The organism is Rhodococcus sp. NPDC058521, assembly GCF_042719695.1.
Classification (GTDB): domain Bacteria; phylum Actinomycetota; class Actinomycetes; order Mycobacteriales; family Mycobacteriaceae; genus Rhodococcus_F.
The window spans coordinates 38,032-62,283 of the sequence record NZ_JBHXNL010000016.1; the positions used below are offsets into that span (position 1 = coordinate 38,032).

At 64.5% G+C, this 24,252-nt stretch carries 24 protein-coding genes, 1 tRNA gene and 1 pseudogene; 11 read left to right on the forward strand and 15 right to left on the reverse strand.

Annotated elements, in window-relative coordinates; translation table 11 throughout:
* A complete protein-coding gene (locus ACFWO3_RS19735; protein ID WP_378580930.1) occupies positions 1-594 on the forward strand; it encodes an ATP-dependent Clp protease proteolytic subunit in 594 nt (197 codons plus the stop codon).
* 24 nt (positions 595-618) lie between these two features.
* On the opposite strand, the gene galK is transcribed toward ACFWO3_RS19735, so the two are convergent.
* Genes galK through ACFWO3_RS19750 form a run of 3 tightly spaced genes read right to left on the reverse strand, consistent with a single transcriptional unit; the run spans position 619 to position 3,643 of the window.
* Positions 619-1,725 (reverse strand): galactokinase, encoded by a 1,107-nt coding sequence (gene galK / locus ACFWO3_RS19740; protein ID WP_378580932.1) that lies wholly within the window; start codon positions 1,723-1,725, stop codon positions 619-621.
* On the reverse strand, positions 1,722-2,864 hold the full coding sequence (galT, locus tag ACFWO3_RS19745; RefSeq protein WP_378580934.1) for a galactose-1-phosphate uridylyltransferase: 1,143 nt from the start codon (positions 2,862-2,864) through the stop codon (positions 1,722-1,724). The genes galK and galT overlap by 4 nt, the downstream gene beginning before the upstream one ends.
* A complete protein-coding gene (locus tag ACFWO3_RS19750) occupies positions 2,861-3,643 on the reverse strand; it encodes a DeoR/GlpR family DNA-binding transcription regulator (protein WP_378581031.1) in 783 nt (260 codons plus the stop codon). Before ACFWO3_RS19750 ends, galT begins: the two co-directional genes overlap by 4 nt.
* A 171-nt stretch (positions 3,644-3,814) precedes the next feature.
* On the opposite strand from ACFWO3_RS19750, the gene ACFWO3_RS19755 reads away from it, so the two are divergent.
* Both ACFWO3_RS19755 and ACFWO3_RS19760 read left to right on the forward strand, forming a co-directional pair.
* Complete coding sequence (locus tag ACFWO3_RS19755) at positions 3,815-5,521, forward strand: sodium:solute symporter family protein (protein WP_378580936.1); 1,707 nt, start codon at positions 3,815-3,817, stop codon at positions 5,519-5,521.
* A 28-nt stretch (positions 5,522-5,549) separates the two neighbouring features.
* Positions 5,550-5,825, forward strand: coding sequence for a hypothetical protein (locus tag ACFWO3_RS19760; protein ID WP_378580937.1), 276 nt, complete (start codon positions 5,550-5,552; stop codon positions 5,823-5,825).
* Positions 5,826-5,880: 55 nt separating this feature from the next.
* Here the strand turns inward: ACFWO3_RS19760 and ACFWO3_RS19765 are convergent, their stop codons facing one another.
* The 3 genes and pseudogenes from ACFWO3_RS19765 to ACFWO3_RS19775 form a co-directional block, all read right to left on the reverse strand.
* Positions 5,881-6,225 carry a helix-turn-helix domain-containing protein gene (locus tag ACFWO3_RS19765; protein WP_378580943.1) on the reverse strand — a complete coding sequence of 115 codons (345 nt, stop codon included), beginning with the start codon at positions 6,223-6,225 and terminating at the stop codon, positions 5,881-5,883.
* A gap of 290 nt (positions 6,226-6,515) precedes the next feature.
* Positions 6,516-6,955, reverse strand: a pseudogene (locus ACFWO3_RS19770) (hypothetical protein).
* A 51-nt stretch (positions 6,956-7,006) separates the two neighbouring features.
* Positions 7,007-7,077, reverse strand: a tRNA-Cys gene (locus ACFWO3_RS19775).
* Between the two features lie 153 nt (positions 7,078-7,230).
* Between ACFWO3_RS19775 and ACFWO3_RS19780 the strand changes: the two genes are divergently transcribed.
* Complete coding sequence (locus ACFWO3_RS19780; RefSeq protein ID WP_378580945.1) at positions 7,231-7,761, forward strand: MarR family winged helix-turn-helix transcriptional regulator; 531 nt, start codon at positions 7,231-7,233, stop codon at positions 7,759-7,761.
* Positions 7,762-7,797: 36 nt separating this feature from the next.
* Here the strand turns inward: ACFWO3_RS19780 and ACFWO3_RS19785 are convergent, their stop codons facing one another.
* The 7 genes from ACFWO3_RS19785 to ACFWO3_RS19815 form a co-directional block, all read right to left on the reverse strand.
* The gene (locus ACFWO3_RS19785) at positions 7,798-8,574 is read right to left on the reverse strand and encodes an enoyl-CoA hydratase (RefSeq protein WP_378580947.1); all 777 of its coding nucleotides are present in this window, start codon (positions 8,572-8,574) and stop codon (positions 7,798-7,800) included.
* Positions 8,571-9,482, reverse strand: coding sequence for a 3-hydroxyisobutyrate dehydrogenase (mmsB, locus tag ACFWO3_RS19790; protein ID WP_378580949.1), 912 nt, complete (start codon positions 9,480-9,482; stop codon positions 8,571-8,573). Before mmsB ends, ACFWO3_RS19785 begins: the two co-directional genes overlap by 4 nt.
* Positions 9,479-10,567: an enoyl-CoA hydratase/isomerase family protein gene (locus ACFWO3_RS19795; RefSeq protein WP_378580951.1), complete on the reverse strand. Its 1,089-nt coding sequence runs from the start codon at positions 10,565-10,567 to the stop codon at positions 9,479-9,481. Before ACFWO3_RS19795 ends, mmsB begins: the two co-directional genes overlap by 4 nt.
* Positions 10,564-11,733, reverse strand: coding sequence for an acyl-CoA dehydrogenase family protein (locus ACFWO3_RS19800; RefSeq protein ID WP_378580953.1), 1,170 nt, complete (start codon positions 11,731-11,733; stop codon positions 10,564-10,566). The genes ACFWO3_RS19795 and ACFWO3_RS19800 overlap by 4 nt, the downstream gene beginning before the upstream one ends.
* Before the next feature lie 11 nt (positions 11,734-11,744).
* Positions 11,745-13,247: a CoA-acylating methylmalonate-semialdehyde dehydrogenase gene (locus tag ACFWO3_RS19805; protein WP_378580955.1), complete on the reverse strand. Its 1,503-nt coding sequence runs from the start codon at positions 13,245-13,247 to the stop codon at positions 11,745-11,747.
* A 136-nt stretch (positions 13,248-13,383) separates the two neighbouring features.
* The gene (locus ACFWO3_RS19810) at positions 13,384-14,172 is read right to left on the reverse strand and encodes an SWIM zinc finger family protein (protein ID WP_378580957.1); all 789 of its coding nucleotides are present in this window, start codon (positions 14,170-14,172) and stop codon (positions 13,384-13,386) included.
* Positions 14,169-16,982: a DEAD/DEAH box helicase gene (locus ACFWO3_RS19815; RefSeq protein WP_378580959.1), complete on the reverse strand. Its 2,814-nt coding sequence runs from the start codon at positions 16,980-16,982 to the stop codon at positions 14,169-14,171. Before ACFWO3_RS19815 ends, ACFWO3_RS19810 begins: the two co-directional genes overlap by 4 nt.
* Before the next feature lie 71 nt (positions 16,983-17,053).
* Here ACFWO3_RS19815 and ACFWO3_RS19820 point away from each other — a divergent pair, with 71 nt between their 5' ends.
* The 5 genes from ACFWO3_RS19820 (at position 17,054) to ACFWO3_RS19840 (ending at position 20,504) form a co-directional block, all read left to right on the forward strand.
* Positions 17,054-17,971 (forward strand): NADP-dependent oxidoreductase, encoded by a 918-nt coding sequence (locus ACFWO3_RS19820; RefSeq protein WP_378580961.1) that lies wholly within the window; start codon positions 17,054-17,056, stop codon positions 17,969-17,971.
* A 71-nt stretch (positions 17,972-18,042) separates the two neighbouring features.
* Positions 18,043-18,762, forward strand: a complete 720-nt coding sequence (locus ACFWO3_RS19825; RefSeq protein ID WP_378580963.1) for an HNH endonuclease family protein — start codon at positions 18,043-18,045, stop codon at positions 18,760-18,762.
* 53 nt (positions 18,763-18,815) lie between these two features.
* Complete coding sequence (locus ACFWO3_RS19830) at positions 18,816-19,292, forward strand: MarR family winged helix-turn-helix transcriptional regulator (protein WP_378580965.1); 477 nt, start codon at positions 18,816-18,818, stop codon at positions 19,290-19,292.
* Positions 19,289-19,681, forward strand: a complete 393-nt coding sequence (locus ACFWO3_RS19835; protein WP_378580967.1) for a DUF5313 family protein — start codon at positions 19,289-19,291, stop codon at positions 19,679-19,681. Before ACFWO3_RS19830 ends, ACFWO3_RS19835 begins: the two co-directional genes overlap by 4 nt.
* A 10-nt stretch (positions 19,682-19,691) precedes the next feature.
* Positions 19,692-20,504 (forward strand): shikimate 5-dehydrogenase, encoded by an 813-nt coding sequence (locus ACFWO3_RS19840; protein ID WP_378580969.1) that lies wholly within the window; start codon positions 19,692-19,694, stop codon positions 20,502-20,504.
* 13 nt (positions 20,505-20,517) lie between these two features.
* Here ACFWO3_RS19840 and ACFWO3_RS19845 read toward each other — a convergent pair whose 3' ends face one another.
* Complete coding sequence (locus ACFWO3_RS19845) at positions 20,518-21,345, reverse strand: sulfurtransferase (RefSeq protein ID WP_378580970.1); 828 nt, start codon at positions 21,343-21,345, stop codon at positions 20,518-20,520.
* A 51-nt stretch (positions 21,346-21,396) separates the two neighbouring features.
* On the opposite strand from ACFWO3_RS19845, the gene ACFWO3_RS19850 reads away from it, so the two are divergent.
* A complete protein-coding gene (locus ACFWO3_RS19850; RefSeq protein ID WP_378580972.1) occupies positions 21,397-22,590 on the forward strand; it encodes a benzoate/H(+) symporter BenE family transporter in 1,194 nt (397 codons plus the stop codon).
* Positions 22,591-22,600: 10 nt separating this feature from the next.
* Complete coding sequence (locus tag ACFWO3_RS19855) at positions 22,601-23,056, forward strand: acyl-CoA thioesterase (protein ID WP_378580974.1); 456 nt, start codon at positions 22,601-22,603, stop codon at positions 23,054-23,056.
* A gap of 30 nt (positions 23,057-23,086) precedes the next feature.
* On the opposite strand, the gene ACFWO3_RS19860 is transcribed toward ACFWO3_RS19855, so the two are convergent.
* On the reverse strand, positions 23,087-24,118 hold the full coding sequence (locus tag ACFWO3_RS19860) for a phosphotransferase family protein (RefSeq protein WP_378580976.1): 1,032 nt from the start codon (positions 24,116-24,118) through the stop codon (positions 23,087-23,089).
* Positions 24,119-24,252: the final 134 nt, after the last annotated feature.

The window sequence follows — 24,252 nt, forward strand, 5'->3', positions numbered from 1 at the left end:
ATGTCCCAGTACACAATCCCCAACGTCATCGAACGCACCCCTGCCGGTGAACGGTCGTTCGACGTATTCTCGCGACTTCTGAACGAGCGCATCGTATTTCTCGGTACCGAGATCGACGACGGCGTGGCCAATGTGGTCATGGCTCAGCTGTTGCATCTTCAGGCCGAGAGTCCGGACCGAGAGATCGGTATCTACATCAACTCACCCGGCGGATCGACCACGGCGATGCTCGCCGTATACGACACCATTCAGTTCCTCCGTCCGACCGTTGCCACGTACTGCATGGGGCAGGCGGCGTCCGCGGCCGCGGTGCTGCTCGCCGCGGGGACACCAGGGTATCGATACGTCCTCCCGCATTCTCGGGTCCTGTTGCATCAGCCTTCGTCCCAGGGACAGGGCACGATCTCCGATCTCGCCCTCCAGGCCGCCGAGATCCTTCGGGTACGTGCTCAGACGGAAGAGATTCTGGCGAAGCACACCGGACAGAGTACGGCTGATCTCCGCAAGGACACCGACCGCGACCGGATCTTCACTGCGCAGGCCGCCATCGACTACGGACTAGCCGATCACCTGATCCCCAACACCCCCCTGTGAGTGGTTGACGAGTCCAGAGACTCGTCAACCACTCACAGGGGTGGGGCGGGCGCCGTCGCCGGCTCGGGCGAGGAATACGTCCGGTGCGGGGTACTCGGCGCCGCGAAGGTCACCGCGAACTGCGTCCACGAGCGCGTCGACGTCGCCGGCGGGCACCAGGGCGATCACACATCCTCCGAAGCCGCCACCGGTCAACCGTGCACCGAGAGCGCCGTGACGCACGGCGGATTCGGCGATGAGATCGATGTGGGCGGTGGTGATCTCGAAGTCGTCCCGCATCGACACGTGTGATCGGGTCATCAGTTCGCCGACTCGGTTCAGGTCACCCTCGGCCATGGCGTGGGCGCAGTCGAGAACCCGTTCGTTCTCGGTCAGAATGTGCCGGACGCGTCGGCGGTCGGTATCACCGTCGACGCGCGCGAGTGTTCGTTCGAGATCCTCGCCCTGCACTTCGCGAAGCGAGTCGACTCCGAGGGCTCTCGCGGCGCGAGCACACGAAGCTCGGCGGGCGGCGTACTCACCCGTCGAATGGTGATGCGCGGCGTTGGAGTTGATCACCACGAGCGAGCATCCGTGCGCAGCGGGGTCGAAACTGACCGGCGTGACAGCCGACGTGTCGAAATCGATCAGAAGCGCACGGTCTTCCTCCCCGTAGATGGACGCAAGTTGGTCCATGAGGCCGGTCGGTGCGCCGACGAAGTCGTTCTCACCACGCTGCGCGATGCGTGCCAGTTCCAGGCGGTCGAGTGACACCCCCGTTGCCGCATTCATCGCGAGCAGGACTGCACACTCGAGGGCAGCCGATGACGACAGTCCCGCACCGATCGGCACTTCGCTGGTCACCGTCATCGACCCGCCGACGACAGGATGGCCCGCCTCCGCTAGAGCCCACACGGCACCTGCCGGGTACGCCGACCAGCCGTCGACTTCGCCCGGCACCGCATGGATGTCGAACGTGACCCCCGCCCCCTCTTCGCTACTTCGAAGTCGAATGCTCGTCGAATCATCAGGGGCGAACTCGACCGTGGTGGCCTGCGCCAGCGCGATCGGCATCGCGTATCCCTGGTTGTAATCCGTGTGTTCCCCGATCACATTGATTCGGCCAGGTGCCCGCGCCACTACTCGCTTCACAGGCCCGACCTCGCATTCCCATCCGCGGTCGGCTGCGCTGCCGACCGCAACGACGCCGCCATCGCTTCGGGAGTGACATCGGTGATGAAGGCGTCCATCGCGGATTCGGACCCGGCGAGATACTTCAACTTGGTGGCCGAGCGTCGCACCGACATTAGTTCGATGTGGAAATGGCCGTGACGCTGAACCGAATCGGGGCGGTACTGGTGCAGCGCCGAGATGTACGGCAGGGGTGTCGAGTACAGCTGGTCGAACCGTTGCAGAGTGTCGAGATAGATCGACGTGAGGTCATCGAGCTCCGAATCGGTGAGCTGGGTGAGGTTGTGCACGTGCCGATTCGGGTAGATGTGCACCTCCACCGGCCACCTGGCCGCGAAGGGAACGAAGGCGGTGAAGTGCTCGTTCGAGGCGACGACTCGAACACCGTCGGACACCTCGCCGGCGAGTATTCGTGCGAACAGATTCTCACCGGGGTGCCGCTGCTCGTATGCCTCGGCTCTGCCGAGCATCGACGTGGTGCGCGGCGTGAGATACGGGTAACCGTAGATCTGACCGTGCGGGTGCGAGAGTGTCACTCCGATTTCCTCTCCGCGGTTCTCGAAGCAGAACACCTGCTCGATGCCGTCCGTGGCGAGCAGCGCCTCGGTGCGCGTGCGCCACACACCCACGACGAGCCGCGCGTGAGCCACCGGCAACTCCGCGAACGACGTGGTGTGGTCACTCGAGAAGCAGATCACCTCACACCGGCCGATACCCGGAGCCGAGGTGGGTTCGGCCGACGAAGGAGTCGGCAATTCCGGGGCTGACGACCCGGCCCCGGACAGGCTCGGAAACCGGTTCTCGAACACGACGACGTCGTAGTCAGCTGCAGGCACCTCGCTGGAGTCACCGCCCGGCGAGGGGCACAACGGACACAGGTCGGCGGGCGGCTTGTAGGTGCGGTCCTGACGGAGAGCTGCAATTGCCACCCAGTCCCCGGTTGCCCGGTCGTATCGGACCTCCGATGGCGTCGTATGGGGGCGCGGAGGCAGCGGCCGGACGTCCTCGACCGGTCGAACGGTGTTGCCGGGCAGGGAATAGAAGGTGATTTCCCGGCCGTCCGCGAGCGTGCTCGACAGGTCCTCGGAACTGTTCGTCATGGCGACACCGCATTTGCCACGACGATCCGGGAGACGTGTCGGGTGAGTTCTGCGCGCGAGGGCTCGTCCAGCCCGTCGTCGACCACCAACGTGTCCACCGCCGCGATCTGCGCGAACACTGCCGTGCCGACCTCGCGGTACTTGGTGTTGTCGGCCAGGACGAACAATCGGCGGCCGGTAGCGATGAGTCGGCGATTCGTCTCGGCCTCTGCGATGTTCGGCGACGTGAGGCCGGAATCGATGTCGAATCCGTGAACGCCGAGGAACACCGCATCGACTCGAAAAGTGTCGAGCGTGGCGTTGGCGATCGGCCCTACGAGTGCATCGGACGGCGTCCTCGAACCACCTGTCAGATAGACGGTCGGATCCGACCCGTCCGTATGGGCGGTGAGTTCCGAGAAGATGGAGATCGAGTTGGTGACGACGGTGAGGCTCGGACGTCCGAGCAGCAGACGGGCGAACTCCAGCGTGGTGGTACCCGCGCTGATCGCGATGGTCATACCGTCTTCGACCAAAGCCACTGCGGCGCGGGCGATCGCGACCTTCTCGGCGTGCTGGCGCGCGGCTTTGGCAGTGGACGACGGTTCCACTCCCCGATTCCCACGGGCGATGGCACCGCCGTGAACCTTCCTCAGGGCCTCACGCTCGTCCAGAACGTCCAGATCACGTCGGATGGTCATCTCGGACACGCCGAGCTTCTCGGCGAGTTCGACCACTCGGACCGCTCCGTCGCTCCGGAGCGCAGTCATGATCCGCTCGTGCCGCTCTGCTGCGAGCATGCTCACCCACTTCCGATTCACTCGATATTCCGAACATTACCAAACATCCTCAAACACACACGACCCGCAAGGTGTCGCTATTTGTTCGTCTCTGTTACTTTACGTTCGCATCAATGCCATCGGTGACTCAGCTCACTCGGCCCCAGCTCACTCGACCAGGGAGGTTGACGCGTGACGTCGAACCTTGCGGCGCAGGGCGTGTTGTCCTTCAACACGAACGCCCTCGACTACGTACTCATCGCCGTGTACTTCATCTTCGTTCTCGGCATCGGGTACGTCGCCCGACGGCAACTCTCGACGAGCCTCGACTTCTTCCTGTCCGGACGCCGCCTCCCCGCGTGGGTCACCGGTATCGCGTTCGTATCGGCGAATCTCGGCGCAGTGGAGATCATGGGCATGTCCGCCAACGGCGCCCAACTCGGCCTCGCGACGATGCACTACTACTGGATCGGCGCCATCCCCGCGATGATCTTCCTGGGGATTGTCATGATGCCCTTCTATTACGGCTCGAAGGTTCGCAGCGTTCCCGAGTTCATGCGCAAACGCTTCGACTCGAAGGCGCATCTGGTCAATGCGATCAGTTTCGCAGTGGCCCAGATCCTCATCGCAGGCGTCAATCTCTTCCTACTCGCGACCGTCGTCAAAGTTCTTCTGGGGTGGTCACTCTGGGTGTCACTCGTCGTCGCGGCCGCGATCGTCCTGACCTACACGGTTCTCGGTGGCCTATCGGCAGCGATCTACAACGAAGTACTGCAGTTCTTCGTTATCCTCGCGGCACTCGTACCGCTGACCGTCATCGGCATGATCAAGGTCGGCGGCTGGTCCGGACTACGCGACAAGGTCGTGCCGACCACAACCGACGGCACCGTGACCGCCTCGACGTCCGAACAGCTGTCCTCCTGGCCCGGCCAGGCTCTGAGCGGTTTCGACTCGCCGATCCTGTCGATCGTCGGCATCGTGTTCGGCCTCGGTTTCGTTCTCTCGTTCGGTTACTGGACGACGAACTTCGTCGAGGTCCAGCGTGCGATGGCGTCGAGTTCGATGTCGGCAGCGAGGCGCGCACCGATCATCGGCGCGATCCCGAAGATGCTGGTGCCCTTCGTCGTTGTCGTCCCGGGCATGATCGCCGCAGCCGCAATCGGCGACATGATCAATCTCAAGCAGAACGGCACCGGCGATATCACCTACAACGACGCCATGCTGCTGATGATGCGCGACATCCTGCCCAACGGGTTGTTGGGCGTCGCCGTGGCCGGACTGATGGCGGCCTTCATGGCAGGCATGGCCGCGAACATTTCGGCATTCAATACGGTTTTCAGCTACGACCTGTGGCAGCAGTACATCGTCAAGGATCGCGAGGACGGCTACTACATCACTGTGGGCCGTGTCGCGACGGTCGCTGCGACCGTGCTCGCGATCTTCACCGCGCTCATCGCGTCGGGCTACTCGAATCTTATGGACTACCTACAGACGTTGTTCGGGTTCTTCAACGCACCACTGTTCGCGACGTTCATCCTGGGTATGTTCTGGAAGCGCATGACCGCCGCGGCCGGTTGGATCGGACTGGTAGCGGGAACCGCGTCGGCGGTGTCCGTCTTCCTCCTCCAGGAAGTCGGCGTCCTGAACCTTCCCGGACAAGGCATGCCTTTCGTCGCCGCGTCTGCGGCATTCGTCGTCGACATCGCGGTGAGCGTCGCAGTCAGTCTCGTGACCAGGCCGAAGCCGGCGGAGGAACTGGTCGGATTCGTGTACTCCGAAACGCCACAGGAGCTGTTCGAGGATCTGGAGGACGCCACCAACCCGTGGTACAAGCGCCCGGTTCCGTTGGCAGGGTTCACACTCGGCCTCGTCGTCGTCCTCAACGTGATCTTCCACTGACCCGCTCCGATTCGAAGGGACCAGCGAAATGACAACTCCCGAAAAGAAGCCCGGTGCGATGGCTCGCCTGCTCGACATCCGGAGCATCATCGCCGCACTGCTCGGCATCTACGGCGTGCTCCTGACACTGGCCGGACTGTTCCCGTCCGCATTCGGTGAACGTACCCAGTCGAATCCGTCGAACAATGTCGTCGACATGAGCGTGGGCACGAACGCGAACCTGTGGGTAGGTCTGATCATGCTCGGATTCTCGGCGACGTTCGCGGTGTGGGTGCTGCTGCGCCCGCAGATCATCGGCGACTGACACCCCCTCTGTGAGTGGTTGACGAGTCCAGGGACTCGCCAACCACTCACAGGGGTTAGGCGGCGAGGAGGTTCGGCCCGTTGACGACGGGGCGGCCCTGTCTGTGGTTCATGCGTCGTATCGATCGATGGAGAAGTTGGTCGACAGGCAGGCCGAGAGCGCCGCACACGGACCGCAACATCTCCGACGAGGGTTCCTTCCGTCCCCGCTCGACCTCGGACAGATATTGCTTCGACATCCCCACGGTGCGGGCCACGTCGTCGAGACTGCGATCCTGGTCGAGGCGCTCCTCGCGCAGAACTCGTCCGTACACCTCCCGTACGAGCGGTGCGGGTTCGGCGGACGGTGACGTCGCATTACCACCGCCGACCACCAGGGTGAGTCTGCGTTGAGCATCCATACCTTCGGATTCTCGCACCTGGCGAAGGCCCGCACGTCCGTGTTCACGCAGGGCGGATTCGACAGAGCTGAACGCAGTACCGGGTACTGGTCATTCGCAAGTAAAGAAGTGTCAATTGCCTGATCCTGCAAGGCAATCCACTCTGTTGACGACTCACCCTACCGGCAAGCAGACAGTAGTTACCTTTGCGAAATACGACTACGTCGGGATGGAGTCGATACATCGAGCAGGCGCTCAACTTCGAGGCGTGGTTCGACCTCTACCGGCCGACCGTCGACCTCGGCTGACTCCTAATCGGCAAGTACGCGCGTGAGACTGCGCCAGCTGCGTGCCGAAAACGGAACATCACGTGCACGAAGGCACGCGTGACGAGACCGACGACACCGTCGTCGGTCTCGATCTCGTCGCGATACGTGCAGCTGTGCCGGTCGATGGGTGTGAACGTGAGGCGGTGGTTCCACGTATGGACGGGACCACCCCACTCGTTCGTGTAGATCTCGGTCGGTTCGAGCCGGATCACCTTCAGATGGTGCTTCCACGCGGGCACGATGCCGAACCACCAGATTCGCGCGGACACCTCGGTTCCCTCTTCGACCGGACCGGTCACCGTCAGCCGGGGCATTCGAATGACCGCGCTGACGACGAACGCGAACAACTCGGGTTTCTGCGCCAGCGCTCGCGCAGTCTCCGCAGACACCGGCAGGTGCGTGGTCAAACTCACTGTGCTCATGCATCGATGTTGTCGGACGCAGGGGCCGGGCACAATACGCTGCGACAGTTGAGCGAGTGACGGGATTCGAACCCGTGTGAACGGCTTTGCAGGCCGGTGCCTTGCCTCTCAGCCACACCCGCATCGACAACTCGTGTCGACCACCAATATGCCGATTCCGCGGCGCAGGGGCCAGGGTTCTGCTCGAGCTGATTTCATCCGCGTGCAGGACCTTGGTGAGGCACGATTTCGCCACCGTGGCAGCCTGTGCCCGGGTGTCGTGGGAGGATCGGTGCATGGCTCCGTCACCCCTTCCCCTGGACCCGATCGAAGAGGCCCACCGGCAGTGGACCGTGCACGGCTGGGGCGATGTTGCCGATGGCATGGCTGCCGTCACCTCGGTGATGCGGGCACAGCAGATCTATATGGCACGGGTCGAGGAAGTCCTGAAGCCTGCCGGACTGACCTTCGCCCGGTACGAGTTGCTGACCCTGCTCACGTTCACGCGCACGGGAGCCCTCCCGATGGCCAAAGCGAGTGCGCGTCTACAGGTTCACCCGACGAGTGTGACCAATGCAGTGGATCGTCTCGAGGCCGCCGAACTGGTCAAGCGAGTTCCCCACCCCAGCGACCGGAGAACCACTCTCGTCGAGATCACCGATGCCGGCCGCGCGCTCGCGGTGGAGTCCACCGAACGTCTCAATGCTCAGGTCTTCGCGCGGCCCGGCCTCGAGAACGACACGCTCGATCAGTTGATTCGGACCCTGGCACAGCTGCGGCGCACCGCCGGTGATTTCGACACCGGCGATGCTCCGACCAAGTGGTGACCGTCCGCTCTGTCAGCGTGGTGACCGTCCGGTCTGTCAGCGGTGCTTGAACTCCGGCGAACGCTTGTCCACGAATGCAGCCATTCCCTCGGTCTGGTCCTCCGTGGCGAACGCCGAGTGAAAGACGCGGCGCTCGAACCGGATTCCCTCGTCTAGGGTGGTCTCGAAAGACCGATTGACCGCCTCTTTCGCCATCATCGCAATCGGCAAGGACATTTCCGCGATGGTGGTTGCCGTCCTCAACGCCTCGTCGAGCAGGTCCGCGGCGGGAACTATGCGCGACACCAGCCCGGCCCGCTCGGCTTCTTCGGCATCCATGTTGCGGCCCGTGAGGCACATCTCCATGGCCTTGGCCTTGCCCACTGCCCGAGTGAGCCGCTGCGAGCCGCCGATGCCCGGAATGACTCCCAGCTTGATCTCGGGCTGACCGAACTTCGCCGTGTCGGCTGCCAGCAGAACGTCACACAGCATGGCGAGTTCACAGCCACCGCCGAGCGCGTAACCGGCGACCGCAGCAATGGTGGGTTTGCGCGCCTTCGCCAACCTGTCCCAGCCCGCGAAGAAGTCGCCCAGGTACATCTCCATGTAAGTTTTGGGCTGCATCTCCTTGATGTCGGCACCCGCTGCGAAAGCTCGATCCGATCCCGTGAGGAGAATCGCGCCGATACCCTCGTCCGCCTCCAGTTCGTCGGTGGCGGCGACCACCTCACGCATCAACTCCGAGTTCAACGCGTTCAGCGCCTTCGGCCGATTCAGGGTGATGACCCCTACTCGCCCCTTGCGCTCGAGCAGAATCGTCTCGAAATCGGTCACTGGTCCACCTCGCTGGAGTTCTTTGCTGATCGTTCACGCACATCTTCGATGATCGCCGAGAAGTCGCGGCCACCGGAGCCGGCCTCGTTGAACCTGCCGTAGAGCTCGGCCGCACGCAACCCCAACTCGGCATCGACGCCGTTGGCCCGCAACGCATTGGTGGCCAACCCCAGGTCCTTGTCCATGAGGGCCACCGCGAAGCCCGGCTGGTAGTCGTTGTTCGCCGGGCTCGTCGGCACCGGTCCGGGAACCGGGCAATTGGTGGTGAGGGCCCAGCACTGACCGGACGCATTGGACGCGACGTCGAACAGTGCCTGATTGCTCAGACCCAGCTTCTCCCCCAGCACGAACGCCTCACTGACCGCGATCATCGATACGCCGAGAATCATGTTGTTGCACAGCTTCGCGGCCTGACCGACACCGGAGTCACCGCAATGAACCACCTTGCGGCCCATCACGTCCAGCAGTGGCTTCGCCGCGTCGAAGTCCTCGGTCGTGCCACCGACCATGAACGCCAGCGTGCCGGCCGTTGCGCCGACAACTCCGCCCGACACCGGTGCGTCCACAACGCGGTGTCCGGCCTCGACGGCACGGCGGTGAGCTTCCTGCGCATCCGCGACGTCGATGGTCGAGCTGTCGATGAACAGCGTCCCCGGCTGTGCGGCCGGGAGTATCTCGTCGTACACGCCGAGAACGAGCTTGCCGTTGGGCAGCATCGTGATCACCACGTCTGCGCCGTCGACCGCGGACACCGCCGAATCTGCAATCGAAAGGCCGTCGGTCCTGGCCTGTTCGAGCGCGGCAGGCACGAGATCGAACCCGGTCACGTCGAGCCCTGCAGCGACAAGATTCGCGGCCATGGGGCCACCCATGTGACCCAGACCGAGGAACGCAACTTTCGTGGTCATGATATTCCTTCCCGAGCGTCGCCGACCTGCGCCGCATACGTGTGTGACAATCCGAGTTCACGATCGCCGAGCGGCGCGAAGTACGAGTCCACCTGTGCGGTCGACACGTCCGCCAACTTCGCCGGGGACCACTTCGGATTGCGATCCTTTTCGACGACCTGCGCGCGAATTCCCTCGACGAGATCATGCGAACCGAGGGCCGCGGTCGAGACCCGGAACTCCTGGTCGAGGACTTCTTCGAGGCTGCCCAACTCGCGGGCCTGGCGTAGTGCACGAAGCGTGACCGTGAGCGAGGTGGGAGACTTGGCGAGGATCTGCTCGGCCGCCTTCTCCGCCTCCGCAATTCCACTGCTCTGCAGCCGCGACACGATCTGCTGAACGGTCGGGGCCGAATATGCTGCGTCGATCCAACTCTGCTGCGCGAGCAGATCGGAGGGGGGCGCAGGCTGCGCGAAGGCCGACAGCGCATCGTCCACGGACGTGTTCGCTACCGCCGCGACGAACTCGTCCAACTTGTCCGAGGGCACGAAGTGATCGGCGAAGCCGCAGGCGATGGCGTCGCCGGCACTCAGGCGTGCAGTGGTCAGCGCGATGTGCGTGCCCAGTTCCCCAGGGGCACGCGAGAGCAGATATGTACCGCCCACGTCCGGGACGAAACCGATTCCGGTCTCCGGCATTCCGACCATGGAACGCTCCGTGACGACACGGACGCTGCCGTGCGCGGAGACTCCGACACCGCCACCCATCACGATTCCGTCCATCAATGCGACGTACGGCTTGGCGTAGTTCGCGATCGCAGCGTTCAGGATGTATTCGTCGCGCCAGAAGTCGAGAGAGCCCGTGCCCCCGTCCTTCGCATCGTGATAGATCGACACGATGTCGCCGCCCGCACACAGTCCGCGGTCGCCTGCACCACTGACGACCACCGCGCGAACCTCGTCGTCGTTCGACCACTCGAGCAGTGCCGCGGCGGTCTTCTGCACCATCGAATGATTCAGTGCATTGATCGATTTCGGGCGATTGAGGGTGATTCGGCCGAGGCCGTCACCCTTTTCGATGAGAACCTCGGGCTCGATGCCAGTCATGCCGCTCCTTGCTTTCCAATGGCGCTCTTCGCTGCCGAGACCACACTGCGGGCGACGACCACCCGCATGATCTCGTTGGTGCCTTCGAGGATCTGGTGCACACGCAGATCCCGGACGATCTTTTCGATCCCGTACTCCGCAAGATAGCCGTATCCGCCGTGCATCTGCAGCGCCTTGTTGGCGACCTCGAAGCCCGTGTCGGTTCCGAATCGTTTCGCCATCGCACAGAGTTCGACAACGTCCGGTGCGCCGACCTGCAACGCATCCGCCGCGCGCCACAACAGCGTCCGTGCCGCTTCGAGCTCCGTTCGCATGTCCGCCAGCTGAAATTGCAGAGCCTGGGAATCGATGAGGGAAGAACCGAACGCCTTGCGGTCGACCAGGTATGCGGCAGCCTTGTCGAGCGCCGCTTGCGCACCGCCCACCGAACACGCAGCGATGTTGAGGCGGCCGCCGTTGAGCCCGGACATCGCGATCCGGAAGCCACCACCGAGGTCCCCGAGAAGGTTGGCTGCCGGTACTCGCACGTTCTCGAAGATCACCTGGCGGGTCGGCTGGGCGTTCCATCCCATTTTCACTTCGTTGGGACCGAAGGACAGGCCGGGTGAGCCCTTGGGAACGATGAACGCGGAGATGCCCTTCGGACCGGACTCTCCTGTTCGGGCCATCACAACGTACACGTCCGAGGTTCCGGCCCCGGAAATGAACTGTTTGACGCCGTCGAGAACGTAATCGTCCCCGTCGGCAACAGCTTTGGTACTCAGACCCGCGGCATCGCTGCCCGCACCGGGCTCGGTCAGGCAGTAGCTGCCCAGTCGCTCCATCGAGCAGAGACCTGGCACCCAGGTTCGGCGTTGTTCGTCGTTGCCGAATCGGTCGATCATCCACGCCACCATGTTGTGAATGGAGATGTAGGCGGCGATGGACGGATCACCCTTCGCAAGTTCCTCGAAGATTCGTGCCGCGTCCACGCGGGTCAGTTCGGAGCCACCCACATCCTCGCGGATGTAGATTCCGCCCATTCCCAGCGACGCCGCCTTACGGAGTACGTCAACCGGAAAGTGCTTGCTCCGATCCCATTCCACGGCATTGGGTGCCAGGTGCTCGGCCGCGAAGTCGCGGGCGGTGTCACGGATCGCCCGCTCGTCATCGGTCAAGGTGAACATGTGGGGTCCGATCAGTTCATCGTCGGGATGACGAAGTGGTCGGCCTGTTCCTTGGTGCCGGAGGGCCACCGCTGCGTCACCGTCTTGGTCTTGGTGTAGAAGCGGAACGAGTCGGGACCGTGCTGGTTGAGGTCGCCGAATCCGGAGCGCTTCCATCCACCGAAGGTGTGGTACGCGATCGGCACCGGAATCGGCACGTTGACGCCGACCATTCCGACGTTGACTCGGTTGGTGAAGTCGCGGGCGGTGTCACCGTCGCGGGTGAAGATCGCGACACCGTTGCCGTATTCGTGGTCGGACGGCAACCGCAGGGCCTGTTCGTAATCGGCTGCGCGAGCCACCAGGAGAACCGGTCCGAAGATTTCCTCCTTGTAGATCCGCATGTCCGGGGTGACCTTGTCGAAGAGGGTTGCACCGGCGAAGAAGCCGTCCTCGTGACCCTCGAACACGAAGCCTCGCCCGTCGACGACAGCCTCGGCGCCTTCGTCGATTCCGATCTGAACGTAGTTGTTCACGCGGTCGAGGGCGTCCTTGCATACCAACGGCCCGAAATCGGCGCCTTCGTCGTCACTGCGCCCGATCTTCAGCTCCGCGACCCGCTCCTTCAACTTGGCGACCAGAGCGTCGGCGGTCTCCGCACCTACCGGTACTGCGACGGAGATGGCCATGCAACGCTCACCGGCAGATCCGTAGCCCGCTCCGATGAGTGCGTCCGCCACCTCGTCCAGATCGGCGTCCGGCATCACGATGGCGTGGTTCTTCGCGCCTCCGAAGCACTGAGCCCGCTTGCCGTGCGCCGCGGCGGTCTCGTAGATGTACTGCGCGATCGGGGTCGAACCCACGAATCCGATTGCCTTGACACGCTCGTCCGTGAGCAGCACATCGACGACTTCCTTGTCGCCGTTGACGACGTTGAACACGCCGGCCGGAAGACCGGCCTCCAGGAACAGCTCGGCGAGACGCAGCGGCACCGAAGGGTCACGCTCGGAAGGCTTGAGGACGAACGCATTTCCGGCGGCGAGGGCGGGGCCGGCCTTCCACAGCGGAATCATGGCCGGGAAGTTGAAGGGCGTGATGCCGGCGACCACTCCGAGCGGCTGGCGCATCGAGTAGACGTCGATTCCGGTGCCCGCGGACTCGGTGTACTCACCCTTGAGGAGATGTGGGGCTCCGACGGCGAACTCGATGACTTCGAGGCCACGCTGGATGTCACCCTTGGCGTCGGGAATGGTCTTTCCGTGTTCCGAGGACAGCAGTCGGGCGAGCGATTCGGTCTCGTCCTGGACCAGTTGCAGGAACTTCATGAGCACCCGGGCGCGCTTCTGCGGGTTGAACGCAGCCCACTCCCGCTGCCCTTCCACGGCGTTGGCGATGACAGCCTCGGTTTCCTCCCGGTTCGCCAACGGCACCCGAGCCTGGACCTGGCCGGTGTTGGGGTCGAACACGTCGGCGAAACGGTCGGATGCGCCGGGGACCTGCTTGCCGCCGATGAAGTGGGAGAGCTCTCGAACCATGATTGCGACCCGTCCTTGCTCAGGGATACCTGCTCGGAATGTGCGTACAGCAGGGCACAGAATCGCCCCACCCTTTTATGTGCTCATCCTATAGTTGGATGTCCATGTATGTCTATAGTTCGCACTTACCTGCAGGTCAGCCGAGGCGGCCGTACAGCCTCCGCAACTCGGCCACCTTGCCTTCGAGCTCACGTTCGTCCTCACACAGCGCCCGAAACGCCCTGCGCAAGAGCCCAGGATCCAGATCGTCCACCGCCGGCCGCGGTTCCGGCCGTGGCAGTGCCGGCAAGCGTCCCCGGTCCCCGAACCAGTCGCTCGAGTCCCATTCCTCCGGCCCGTCCGAGCCCCGGCCCGGATCGGCAATCCCGTCCATCAACGTCTCGAACTCGACGCCGCGGAGCCGCAAGATCTGCAACGGGTCCTCGTCGATCCGTTCGGCCGTCAGATAGGCGATGGCGGCGGCGTGTTTGCACGGCCAGCCCACGTCGGGGCACGTGCAGTCGAACTGCAACTCCGACGGCCCAGATGGCAGCAGAGCCGGCCCGAGGATCTGCGGCACCTTTCCGCCTGCCAGGGTCGACACGCTCCCGGGCGCTTCGCGCACCTGATCGGTCAACGCAACGATGTGTTCCTCGTCGAGAACAGGAATCGCCACCCTGGCCGTGAAGGGGTGGATCTGACTGCCCTGCACCTCACCCGTCACGAAACCCGCAGAAATGTCGAGCGACAGCACCTGCCCGGACCTCGCATAGCTGCGTCCGCGAGCCATCCTCCCCTTGTCGGCGATCAGGTCGACGGTTCTGACGAATTCGCGTCCCCACCAACTGCGACCGAACCCACCGCGTCGAGAGACCGCTTCGAGGCCGCCCTTCACCGGCCGACGTTTCCCGAAATCCCCGAAATACGGCTTCCCCGCCGGGCTCACTCTCCCACCGCCTCGTCACCGAGGCGCAGCAGATCGCTCAACTGCTCCGTGCTCATCTCGGTCACCCAGTTCTCCCCGTTACCCACGGCCAGGTCCGCCAACTCCTGTTTGGTGGCGATCATCAGGTCGATCTTCTCCTCCAGAGTGCCGACACACACGAGCTTGCGCACCTGGACGTCGCGGCGTTGCCCGATCCGAAATGCGCGATCAGTTGCCTGGTTCTCGACGGCCGGATTCCACCAACGGTCCATGTGCACAACGTGATTCGCTGCCGTCAGATTCAGGCCCGTACCGCCCGCCTTGAGGGACAGCACCATCACCGGCGGACCTTCGACCGACTGGAAGTCCGCGACCATCGCGTCCCGCCCGCTCTTCGACACTCCCCCGTGCAGAAAGGGAACCCGGGTGTCGAAACGCTCCGCGAGGTACGGCACGACGAGGTCGCCGAACTCCCGGAACTGCGTGAACAGCAACACTTTCTCGCCCTCGGCAATAACCGAGTCGACGATGTCCTCGATCAACCCGAGCTTGCCCGACCGATGTCTACCACGTTTGAGCACCGTGGACCCGTCGTGCAGAAAATGGGCCGGGTGATTGCACACCTGCTTGAGTTTCGTGAGGGCTGCCAGCACGGCACCCTTGCGCTTGATGCCCTCCTTGTCCTTGATCTGCTCGAGCATGTCGTCGACCACCGCCCGGTACAGAGCAGCCTGCTCGGCAGTGAGGTTGGCGCGCATCGTCATCTCGACCTTGTCGGGCAGGTCACCGATCACGGTGGGGTCGGTCTTCACCCGTCGAAGCACGAACGGCGAGGTGATGGCACGCAGGCGCGCGACCGCGTTCTCGTCCTTGTCCCGCTCGATGGGAACGACGAATCGTTTACGGAACATCGACTCGGATCCGAGGATGCCGCGGTTCACGAAATCGAGAACGGCCCGCAACTCGTCGAGACGATTCTCGACCGGCGTACCGGTCAGGGCCACCCGATGATCGGCGACGATGCTGCGAGCAGCCCTCGCCTGAGAGGTCTTGGGGTTCTTGACATGTTGCGCCTCGTCGAGAACGATCCGACGCCACGGCTGTTCCTTCAGATGCCCCAAATCGCGGGCGAGTAACGCGTACGTCGTGATGACCAGGTCACTCCCGGCGACTGCCGCCGCGAACTCCGCACCGGACGAACGGCCCGAACCGTGGTGCACCAGAACGCGCAACGACGGGACGAAACGCGCCGCCTCCCGCTGCCAGTTACCGACGACCGACATCGGGCAGACGAGCAAGGTCGGAGTATCCGATCGTTCGTGCGCCAGCAGGGCAAGAAGTTGAACTGTCTTGCCCAACCCCATGTCGTCGGCCAGAACCGCACCCAGGCCCGCATCGCTCATGAACGCCAGCCAATCGAGCCCTCGTTGCTGGTACGGCCGCAGCGTGGCATTCAGTCCCGCTGGAACGCCGACGCTCTCGGGCCGGGCGTTCTCGTCGAGCAGGGCACGCACCCAACCGGATGCGTCGATGTCCTCGACAGGCAGATCCCGCAGGTCGTCGTCGATCAGCTCCTGCAGCAGGTCGAGGATTCCCCGTTCACCACCGCCGCTCCGCTCGGCCACATAGCGTGCCGCCCGGGACAGCACGTCCGGGTCGGCACGCACCCACTCACCGCGCACGCGGACGAGGCCACTCTTGGCGTTCACCAGTCGGGCCATCTCGTCCGCGGTCAGCACCTCGTCGCCGATCGCGAGTTCCCACTCGTATTCGAGCAGCTGGTCCTTTCCGACCGACCGATCCTCGGCCGATATCGGGGACGCGGGAGCGGTGACCTTCAGCCGCATCGACGGCGACGCCGTCTTCCATGCCCGCGGCAGCAGGAGATGTATCCCCTTCTCCTGCAAGGCGGTTGCCCCGTGCGTGATCAGATCGATCACGACGGCGGTCGGCAACATCAGGTCGAGACTGTCCGGCGCACTCGGTACGTCCTCGAGGCGCGGATACGCGGCGACTGCCTCGGTCAGCTTCGCGACCCCCAACTGCAGACGAGCCCGATCCGTCCGGTGCAGCGGGACCGGCTCCGGAGCCTCGCCCTCGAGCCTCAGGCACACCTGCAGGCGCCACAACGCCTCGTCCGGCACCTCGTCTCCTTCCGGCTCGAGCAGCCGCAGGACCAGTTCGGGCTCGTCGACCTTCAGGCTGGCCCGCCACCGGTCGAGATCACCCGACAGCTTCGCCGTTCCCTCGTCGAACGTGTCTCCCCGAACCAGGGCGGCCAACATCCGATCGCCCGGTTCCGACACGTCGAGGTGCCGACGCACGATCGGATCGGTCAGTTCGGCGAGCATGTCGTCGAGGATCGTCCGCACGTCGCCGCCGTACCGCTGCACCGTCGGCATGGCCAACGCAAGTTCGGTCCGCCACGCGCGTTGCTGCTCGCCACCGACCAGTTCCCACCGGGGCCACCAGTCGCCGTCGGCGCGACGCAGTCCCGGAACCACGCGACCGGCCATCGCCCATCTGTCGATCCCTCGGGCAACATGCGCGAGGTACTTCAAATCACCGGAAACACGAGGATCGCGCGGGGGCATCTCGAGGAGAAAGTCCGCGGCATCGAGCGGGGCCAGCGCTACTGCCGGCCATTCGACCATGTCGACCGTGTGTGGAGCCGGCATGGGGACCGTCGCCCGATGCCTGAACTTGCGGCGCAGAATGCGGTCCACCGCGTTGCCCGGCTCTTCGTCGTCGGCGGCGCCCGGTCCCTGCGTCGCGAGCCCGTCCGCCCACAGCAGTAGCCCCGAACCGGGCGTCCACAGACCGTGCAGCATCCGTCCATCCAATCAGGTGGTTCCGACCATCCCGATCGGGCGAACTTCGGACCGGTGGCACAGTAGGTGCCATGCCCCTCGCATACTGCTTCACCGAATACGGCGGGCCGGAGACGCAACAGCTGCTCGAGGTCCCGATGCCCGAAGCCGGTCCCGGTCAACTCCAGGTCGCTGTGCACGCGGCCGGTGTCAACCCGGCCGACTGGAAGGTTCGCGAAGGTACTCGGAAGGACTCGGTCCCGGTGACGCTGCCCGCTGTGCTGGGACGCGAGGTGGCAGGCGTGGTGACGGCGGTCGGCGAGCGTGTGGAAGGTTTCGCCGTGGGCGATCACGTGTTCGGTTCGACGGCTACGGGTTTCGGTGGGTATGCCGAGTACACGGTCACGAATGCGGCATCGACCGCGCACAAACCCGAGACGTTGCCGTTCACCGCTGCGGCCGTGATCCCCGTCGCCGTCGGAACCGCATACGACGCGCTCGCGCAACTGATCCTCGCCGAGGGTGCAACCCTGCTGGTCGTGGGCGCAGGTGGTGGTGTCGGGCTCGCAGCACTCCAACTGGCACGGCGCAGCGGTGTGCGCGTGATCGCCGCGGCCGGGGACGCCAAGAAGGATCTGGTGACGTCGCTCGGTGCAACCTGGATCGCATCCGGGCCCGGCCTGGCATCGCGGATGCGCGACACCGGACCACTCGACATCGACGCGGTGTTCGACGTGATCGGTGCCGATCTCGTCGAGTTGTCGGGTCTGGTCGCCGACCCGTCACGATTGATCAGCATCGGCAACAGCCTGTCCGCGCAGGAACTCGGCGGCTCGGGCGTGGTTCGCCGTCGGACGACCGAGGTGTTCACAGAGGTCGCGTCCCTCGTCGCGTCGGGCGCCGTCGACCCCCACGTGCGGATGGCGGTGCCGTTGGCGGAGGCGGGTGACGCGCTGGCTCGCGTCGAATCGGGGCATTCGACTGGCAAGGTGGTCGTCGAAGTCACCTGAGCTGTCGGGCCTTCGGGCTAGGGTTCTCGTCGACCGATGTTCGGTCGATCTTTCGGCGCCCGGGGGGACGCATGAATGTTCGTCGTCTGATCGTGGCGGGGGTAGCCACGGCGATGGTGTCCACTGCGGTGCTGGGCGGTTGCGGCACGGTGTTCGGCGAGTTCACCACGGTCGCACCCGCACCAGGAAGCCCGTCTCGCGCGGATATCGAGACACTTCTCGCGTCCGTACACATCGTGGACAGTCGACCTCACGCGGTGGGTTACGAGCGGGCCTGCACTTCCGGCAAAGGCTGCGTCTACGGCCCTGCGTGGTCGGACGATCAGGATGCCCAGGGCGGCAGAGACGGATGCGACACCCGAAACAACATGCTGGCACTCAGCCTCCATGCCACGACGTTCCGGGAAGGCACCGGAGAGTGCGTCGTGCTCACCGGAATCCTTCCCGACCCGTATTCCGGCGCGTCCCTCGCGTTCGACCGGTCGGACGCGAAGGCCGTCCAGATCGATCACGTGTATCCCCTTGCCGCGGCCTGGGACATGGGAGCACACCAGTGGTCACGCGAAGCGCGAACGCGTTTCGCCAACGACATCGAGTTCAACCTTCTTGCGGTCAACGGACCCGACAACCTCCGAAAGAGTGACGGCACTCCTTCCCAGTGGTTGCCACCGAACCCCGCGTATCACTGCTTCTATGCGGGCAAGTACCTGACCGTGGCCGTGCACTACGGCCTGCCGATCACTCGTGCCGATGCGGACGCATTCACCACGGTCTCCCGAACCTGTCGGTAATCCGATTAGTGCACGAATAGTTTGTGCATTAAGAATCTGCTACCGTCGGTGGCATGCCGGATTCCCACGACGTCGATCCCCTCGCGCTCGATCGACAGGTGTGCTTCGCGCTCGCGGTCGCGAACAGAGCGGTACTCGGTGTCTATCGGCCGATCCTCGAACCGATGGGTCTCACTCATCCGCAATACCTGGTGATGCTCGCCCTGTGGGAGACCTCTCCGATGTCGGTGAAGGCCATCGGCGAAGCGCTACAACTGGATTCGCCGACCCTCTCACCGCTCCTGAAGCGACTGGAAGCGTCCGGGCTCCTCGTTCGCACTCGGAGCCGTGCAGACGAAAGACAGCTCGTCGTCGAACTCACCGAGGCAGGAAAGGCGTTGCGCACCGAGGCGGAGAAGGTTCCGCCCGCCGTGATCGACGCCCTCGGAGTCGATGTGGCCGAGCTCGAAGAACTCCATCGCGTCCTCACCAGCGTCAACGCCGCCGCCCTCGCGGCCGGCGCACTCGACACGAAGAAGGGAAGTCCATGACACAGCGTCGACCCGGACCCTTGCAATGGCTGGGATACTGCTTCGGACGCACACTCCCGGAATCCATGCAGGACTGGGTGCGCAACGATCTCGTCGGCGATTGGGCGGTCCCGCGTCACCTCGTGCGCAGTATGGTCCCCTTCCTCCCCATCTTCGCCGCGTTCTTCCTCTTCCCTGGACCGCTGTGGCTCAACGCCTCGATGACCCTGCTCGGCGTCGTGCTCGCGCTGTTCTACAGCGTCGCCTACATGGCACAGAACCGCGCAAGGCGCCTCGAACGCCACGGCCTGCCGCCTGATCTCGAGAATCCGAAAGCCCGCAAGCGTCACGAGGCGGAGCGGGCAGCCTACGCGAAGCTTCACGGTCCCCACCCGGCCACGAAGAACTAGAGTCGGCAGAATGCTGCTCGACAAGGACACCCAGCTATGCATCTCGCTATCCGGACGCCCGAGCAACATCGGCACCCGATTCCACAACTACCTGTACGACGAACTCGACCTCAACTACGTCTACAAGGCCTTCACCACGTCGGACCTGGCCGCTGCGGTCAGCGGGATCCGCGGGCTCGGCGTTCGAGGATGCGGGGTCTCGATGCCGTTCAAGGAGCGGATAATCGAACTCGTCGATGTCATGCACGATTCGGCGTCCGCCATCGACTCGGTCAACACGGTTGTCAACGAGGACGGCGTACTGCACGCCTACAACACCGACTACGAGGCCGTGGCCCAGTTGCTCCGCGAGAACTCCCTGCCGACGTCACTGTCGGTGGCAGTCGCAGGTAGTGGCGGAATGGCGAAAGCCGTCGTCGCCGCCGTGCGGGATCACGGCTTCCAAGACGTCGTCGTGGTCGCCCGAAACTCCGGGTCCGGAAATGCGCTTGCGGATCGCTACGAGTTTTCGTGGACGTCGGACCTCGGCGAGCGGACACCGGGACTTCTCGTCAACGCCACGCCCATCGGGATGGCCGGACGCGCCGAGTCCGCGGATTTGCCGTTCTCGGACTCGACTGTGGCGGCAGCTCAGGCAGTCTTTGATGTCGTCGCGATGCCGCCCGATACTCCCCTCGTTCGCGCCGCCACCGAGCAGGGCAAAACCGTCATCACCGGCGCTCAGGTCATCGCACTACAAGCTGCCGAGCAGTTCGCCCTCTACACCGGCGTTCGCCCCAGCCCGGACCAGATCACCCGGGCATCGGAGTTCTCCCGCTCCTGACAACGCGGAACGTTCAGGCCCCCACCGCCACCTCACGCTCGTCGTCGTTGGACCACTGCGACCACGAGCCTGGAAACAGGGCTGCGTCGATCCCCGCAATTTCGAGCGACGCGATCTGCTGCGCAGCATTGACTCCCGAGCCGCAGTAGACCGCGACCGGTCCGCGGACGTCGGCGAATCGCTCGGACAGCGCCGCGCTCGACTTGAAGCGTCCACGGTCGTCGATGTTGTCTGCCGCGGGCAGGTTGACGGCGCCGGGTATGTGCCCCGCGCGAGGATCGACGGGTTCCGTCTCGCCGGTGAACCGTTCGGCCGCACGGGCGTCGAGCAGGCTGCCGCGTTCCGGCCAGGACGCCGCCTCGTCGATGCCGATCACCGGCATGCCGCCGCCCGTGAGCGTGACCGTGCCGGGGGCCGGAATCTCGCCCGGGCCGACCGCGAGTTCACGACCCGAGTCGGTCCATCCGTCGACCCCACCGTCGAGAAGACGAACATCGGTCAGGCCGCCCCAACGCAGCAGCCACCACGCACGAGCTGCTGCAAGGTTGCCGGTGGCGTCATACACCACGACGGTGTCCGAATCGTCGATTCCCCACGTGCGCGCGACAGCCTGCAGACGGTCGAGGGCGGGTAGCGGATGCCGTCCACGACCAGTGGACGGAGGATCGGCCAGTTCGATGTCCAGGTCCACGAACACCGCGCCGGGAACATGGCCGTCCAGATAGTGCTGAGCGCCGTCGGAATCACCCAGTGCCCAGCGCACGTCCAGGATCACTGGCGGTGGTGTCGATTCGACGAGTTCGGCAAGTTGACCGGCATCGATCACGACTGGATTCGACATGATCCCATCCTGACAGAAATCCAGAGGTAGCATCCGGCAGAATCGCTGACCGTGACCGATTCACGAGCCGAAGCCACCGAGCCGCTCCCCGGACTCGGTGTGCCCATCGGAGCAGGAATCGTCACTGCCCTCGTGGGATTCACGAGTTCGTTCGCTGTGGTCCTCACAGGTCTGCGCGCCGTGGGAGCCGATCAACCACAGGCCGCCTCGGGCCTGTTGGCGCTGTGTGTGACGCAAGCGGTCGGGATGCTGTGGTTGTCACGGCGATACCGAATACCGCTGACTCTCGCCTGGTCGACACCGGGCGCCGCACTCCTGGCCGGTGCGGGCTCCGTCACCGGCGGGTGGACCGCGGCGGTCGGAGCCTTCGTTCTGGTCGGCTTTGCCATTGTCGCGACCGGCCTCTGGCCACGTCTGGGCCGAGCCGTCGCGGCGATTCCCACATCGCTGGCACAAGCGATGCTGGCCGGCGTCCTGATGCCGTTGTGTCTGGAACCCGTGTTCGCACTACGCGACTCGCCCTGGGCAGTGGCGCCGGTGGTCATCGTGTGGCTCGTATTGCAGCGCTGGTCCGTACGTTGGTCGGTCCCAGCGGCATTCGGCGTCGCAGCGTGTGTGATCGCCGTGAGCCTGATCAGGGAAGGCCGAACCCTCCCGATCGATACGTTGATACCCACAGTCGAGTTCACCGCACCGATCTGGACCTGGCAGGCCCTGATCGGAATCGCGATACCGTTGTACATCGTCACCATGGCCTCGCAGAACATTCCTGGGATCGCGGTCATGAACTCCTTCGGCTATCGCGTGCCGTGGCGTCCATCGATGATCGTCACCGGAATCGGCACCATCGTCGGTGCCCCGGCCGGCGGTCACGCCGTCAACCTCGCGGCCATCAGCGCCGCACTCGCGGCAGCGCCCGCGGCGGACCCCGACCCGAAACGCCGCTGGACGGCAGCGTTCACCGCCGGTTGGGCATATCTCGCCCTTGCGATCTGTTCCACGGCCGCCGCCACCCTGATCGCAGCCGCACCCCACGGAGTCATCGAGGCGGTCGCGGGTCTGGCACTTGTCGCCACCCTCGGCAGCGCCCTGTCCGGCGCATTGGCAGATGTCGAGGAGCGTGGTGGTGCGGTTGTGACCTTCCTCGTTGCAGCGTCGGGCGTGAGCATCTTCGGTATCGCGTCGGCATTCTGGGCTCTGGTGGCGGGCGGCGTCGTACGACAGGCGACTCGCACCGGACGCTAGGGTCGGTTCTGTGACCGACAATGCACCGAAGCAACCCGCCGCGGCCGATTACCCTGCCCTGTGGCCGGTCCCGACTCGATGGGACGACAACGACCACTACGGACACGTCAACAACGTCACGTACTACTCGTACTTCGACACGGCTGTGAACGGGTGGCTGATGGCCACCACCGGCGTGGACATCCGCGACTTCCCCGCCATCGGAGTGGTCGCCGAGACCTCGTGCAAGTACCTCGCCGAGCTGAGCTTTCCCGACCGCCTTCAGGTGGGCTTGTCGATCGAGCGACTCGGCAATCGGAGCATCGTGTACTCGTTGGCGATCTTCCGAGACGACGACGGTGTTCTCGAACCCGCGGCCGTCGGCCGTTTCGTCCACGTCTACGTGGACGCGGAGACCAGGAAACCCGTTGCCATTCCGGCCGAGATTCGAAGTGCGGCGACACTTCTCGTCGTCCAGGACGACTGAGATCCAGGACCGCCCTTCGGTTTCGGTCTTCTAGGACAGCCCCTCGGCTTCAGCGGTCGACACCGCCCTCGCGATGATCCCGTCGACGAGTTTGGCCGTCGGACCACCGTGCTCGGCTTCGTTTCGAGGATCGTCGAGGATTCGCCTCAGCACGCCCTCGGCGATGATGGACAGTTTCCACAACGCGAGAACGTGCCAGTAGCCGACGTCCGATATCTCTCTGCCTGTTTCGTGTGCGTAGGCCTCGACCAGGTCGGCGCGACTCGGAAAACCCTCGAGGGTCGAGGCCATGAACGGACCCGCCACGTGCTCGTCCCCCTGCTGCGGCCAGTAGGCGAGCAAGGCGCCGATGTCTGCGAGCGGATCCCCCAGTGTGCAGAGTTCCCAGTCCACCACCGCACGCACCTCGCCCTCGTCGGGGGCGACGATGACGTTGTTCAGGTGGAAATCGCCGTGCACCAACGACACTTCGTGCTGCTCCGGGATGTTGCGTTGCAGCACGTCGGCGAGCCGGTCCACGTCCGGCACGTCACGTGTCTTGGACTGCGCCCATTGGGTGGACCAGCGCTTGAGCTGGCGTGCGGCGAACGGCTTTCGGCTCGCCAGGTCGGCGAGACCGACGTCCTCGAGGTCCACTGCATGGATGTGTGCCAGCGCCTTGGGTAGCGCGAGTCCGACGGCTCCACGCTGCTCGGGGGTGAGCTTCTCCGCCGTGGGGACGCCGTCGATCACGACACCGTCCACGAAACTCATCAGAACCAGCGGCGCATCCGTGACGTCCGGATCCTCCGTGAGCGCAAGAATTTTCGGCACCGGAACCGACGACCCCTGCAGCGCCGAAAGGATCTTGTGCTCACGAACCACGTCGTGGGCGGAGGACAGGATGTGACCGAGCGGTGGTCTACGCAGGACCCAGCGGCCACCGCCCGAATCCGATACCGAGTAGGTGAGGTTCGATTGCCCGTTCCCGATCCGCTCGAAGGTCAGCGGTGCGATGGCGCCCACGCCGAGCCCGTTGATCCACGCGGCTACGGCATCTTCGTTCAGTCCCACGACAGTCACGCGGACGATGCTAACCGTTGGACACGCGCTGCGGCCCGGATCCCGAACCCCGGGTTTTGTCGCGCCGACCGCATAATGTGGCATCGGTAGTCGACGACGTCTTCTCAGATCCGAGCAGAAAAGATTCGCCCCAG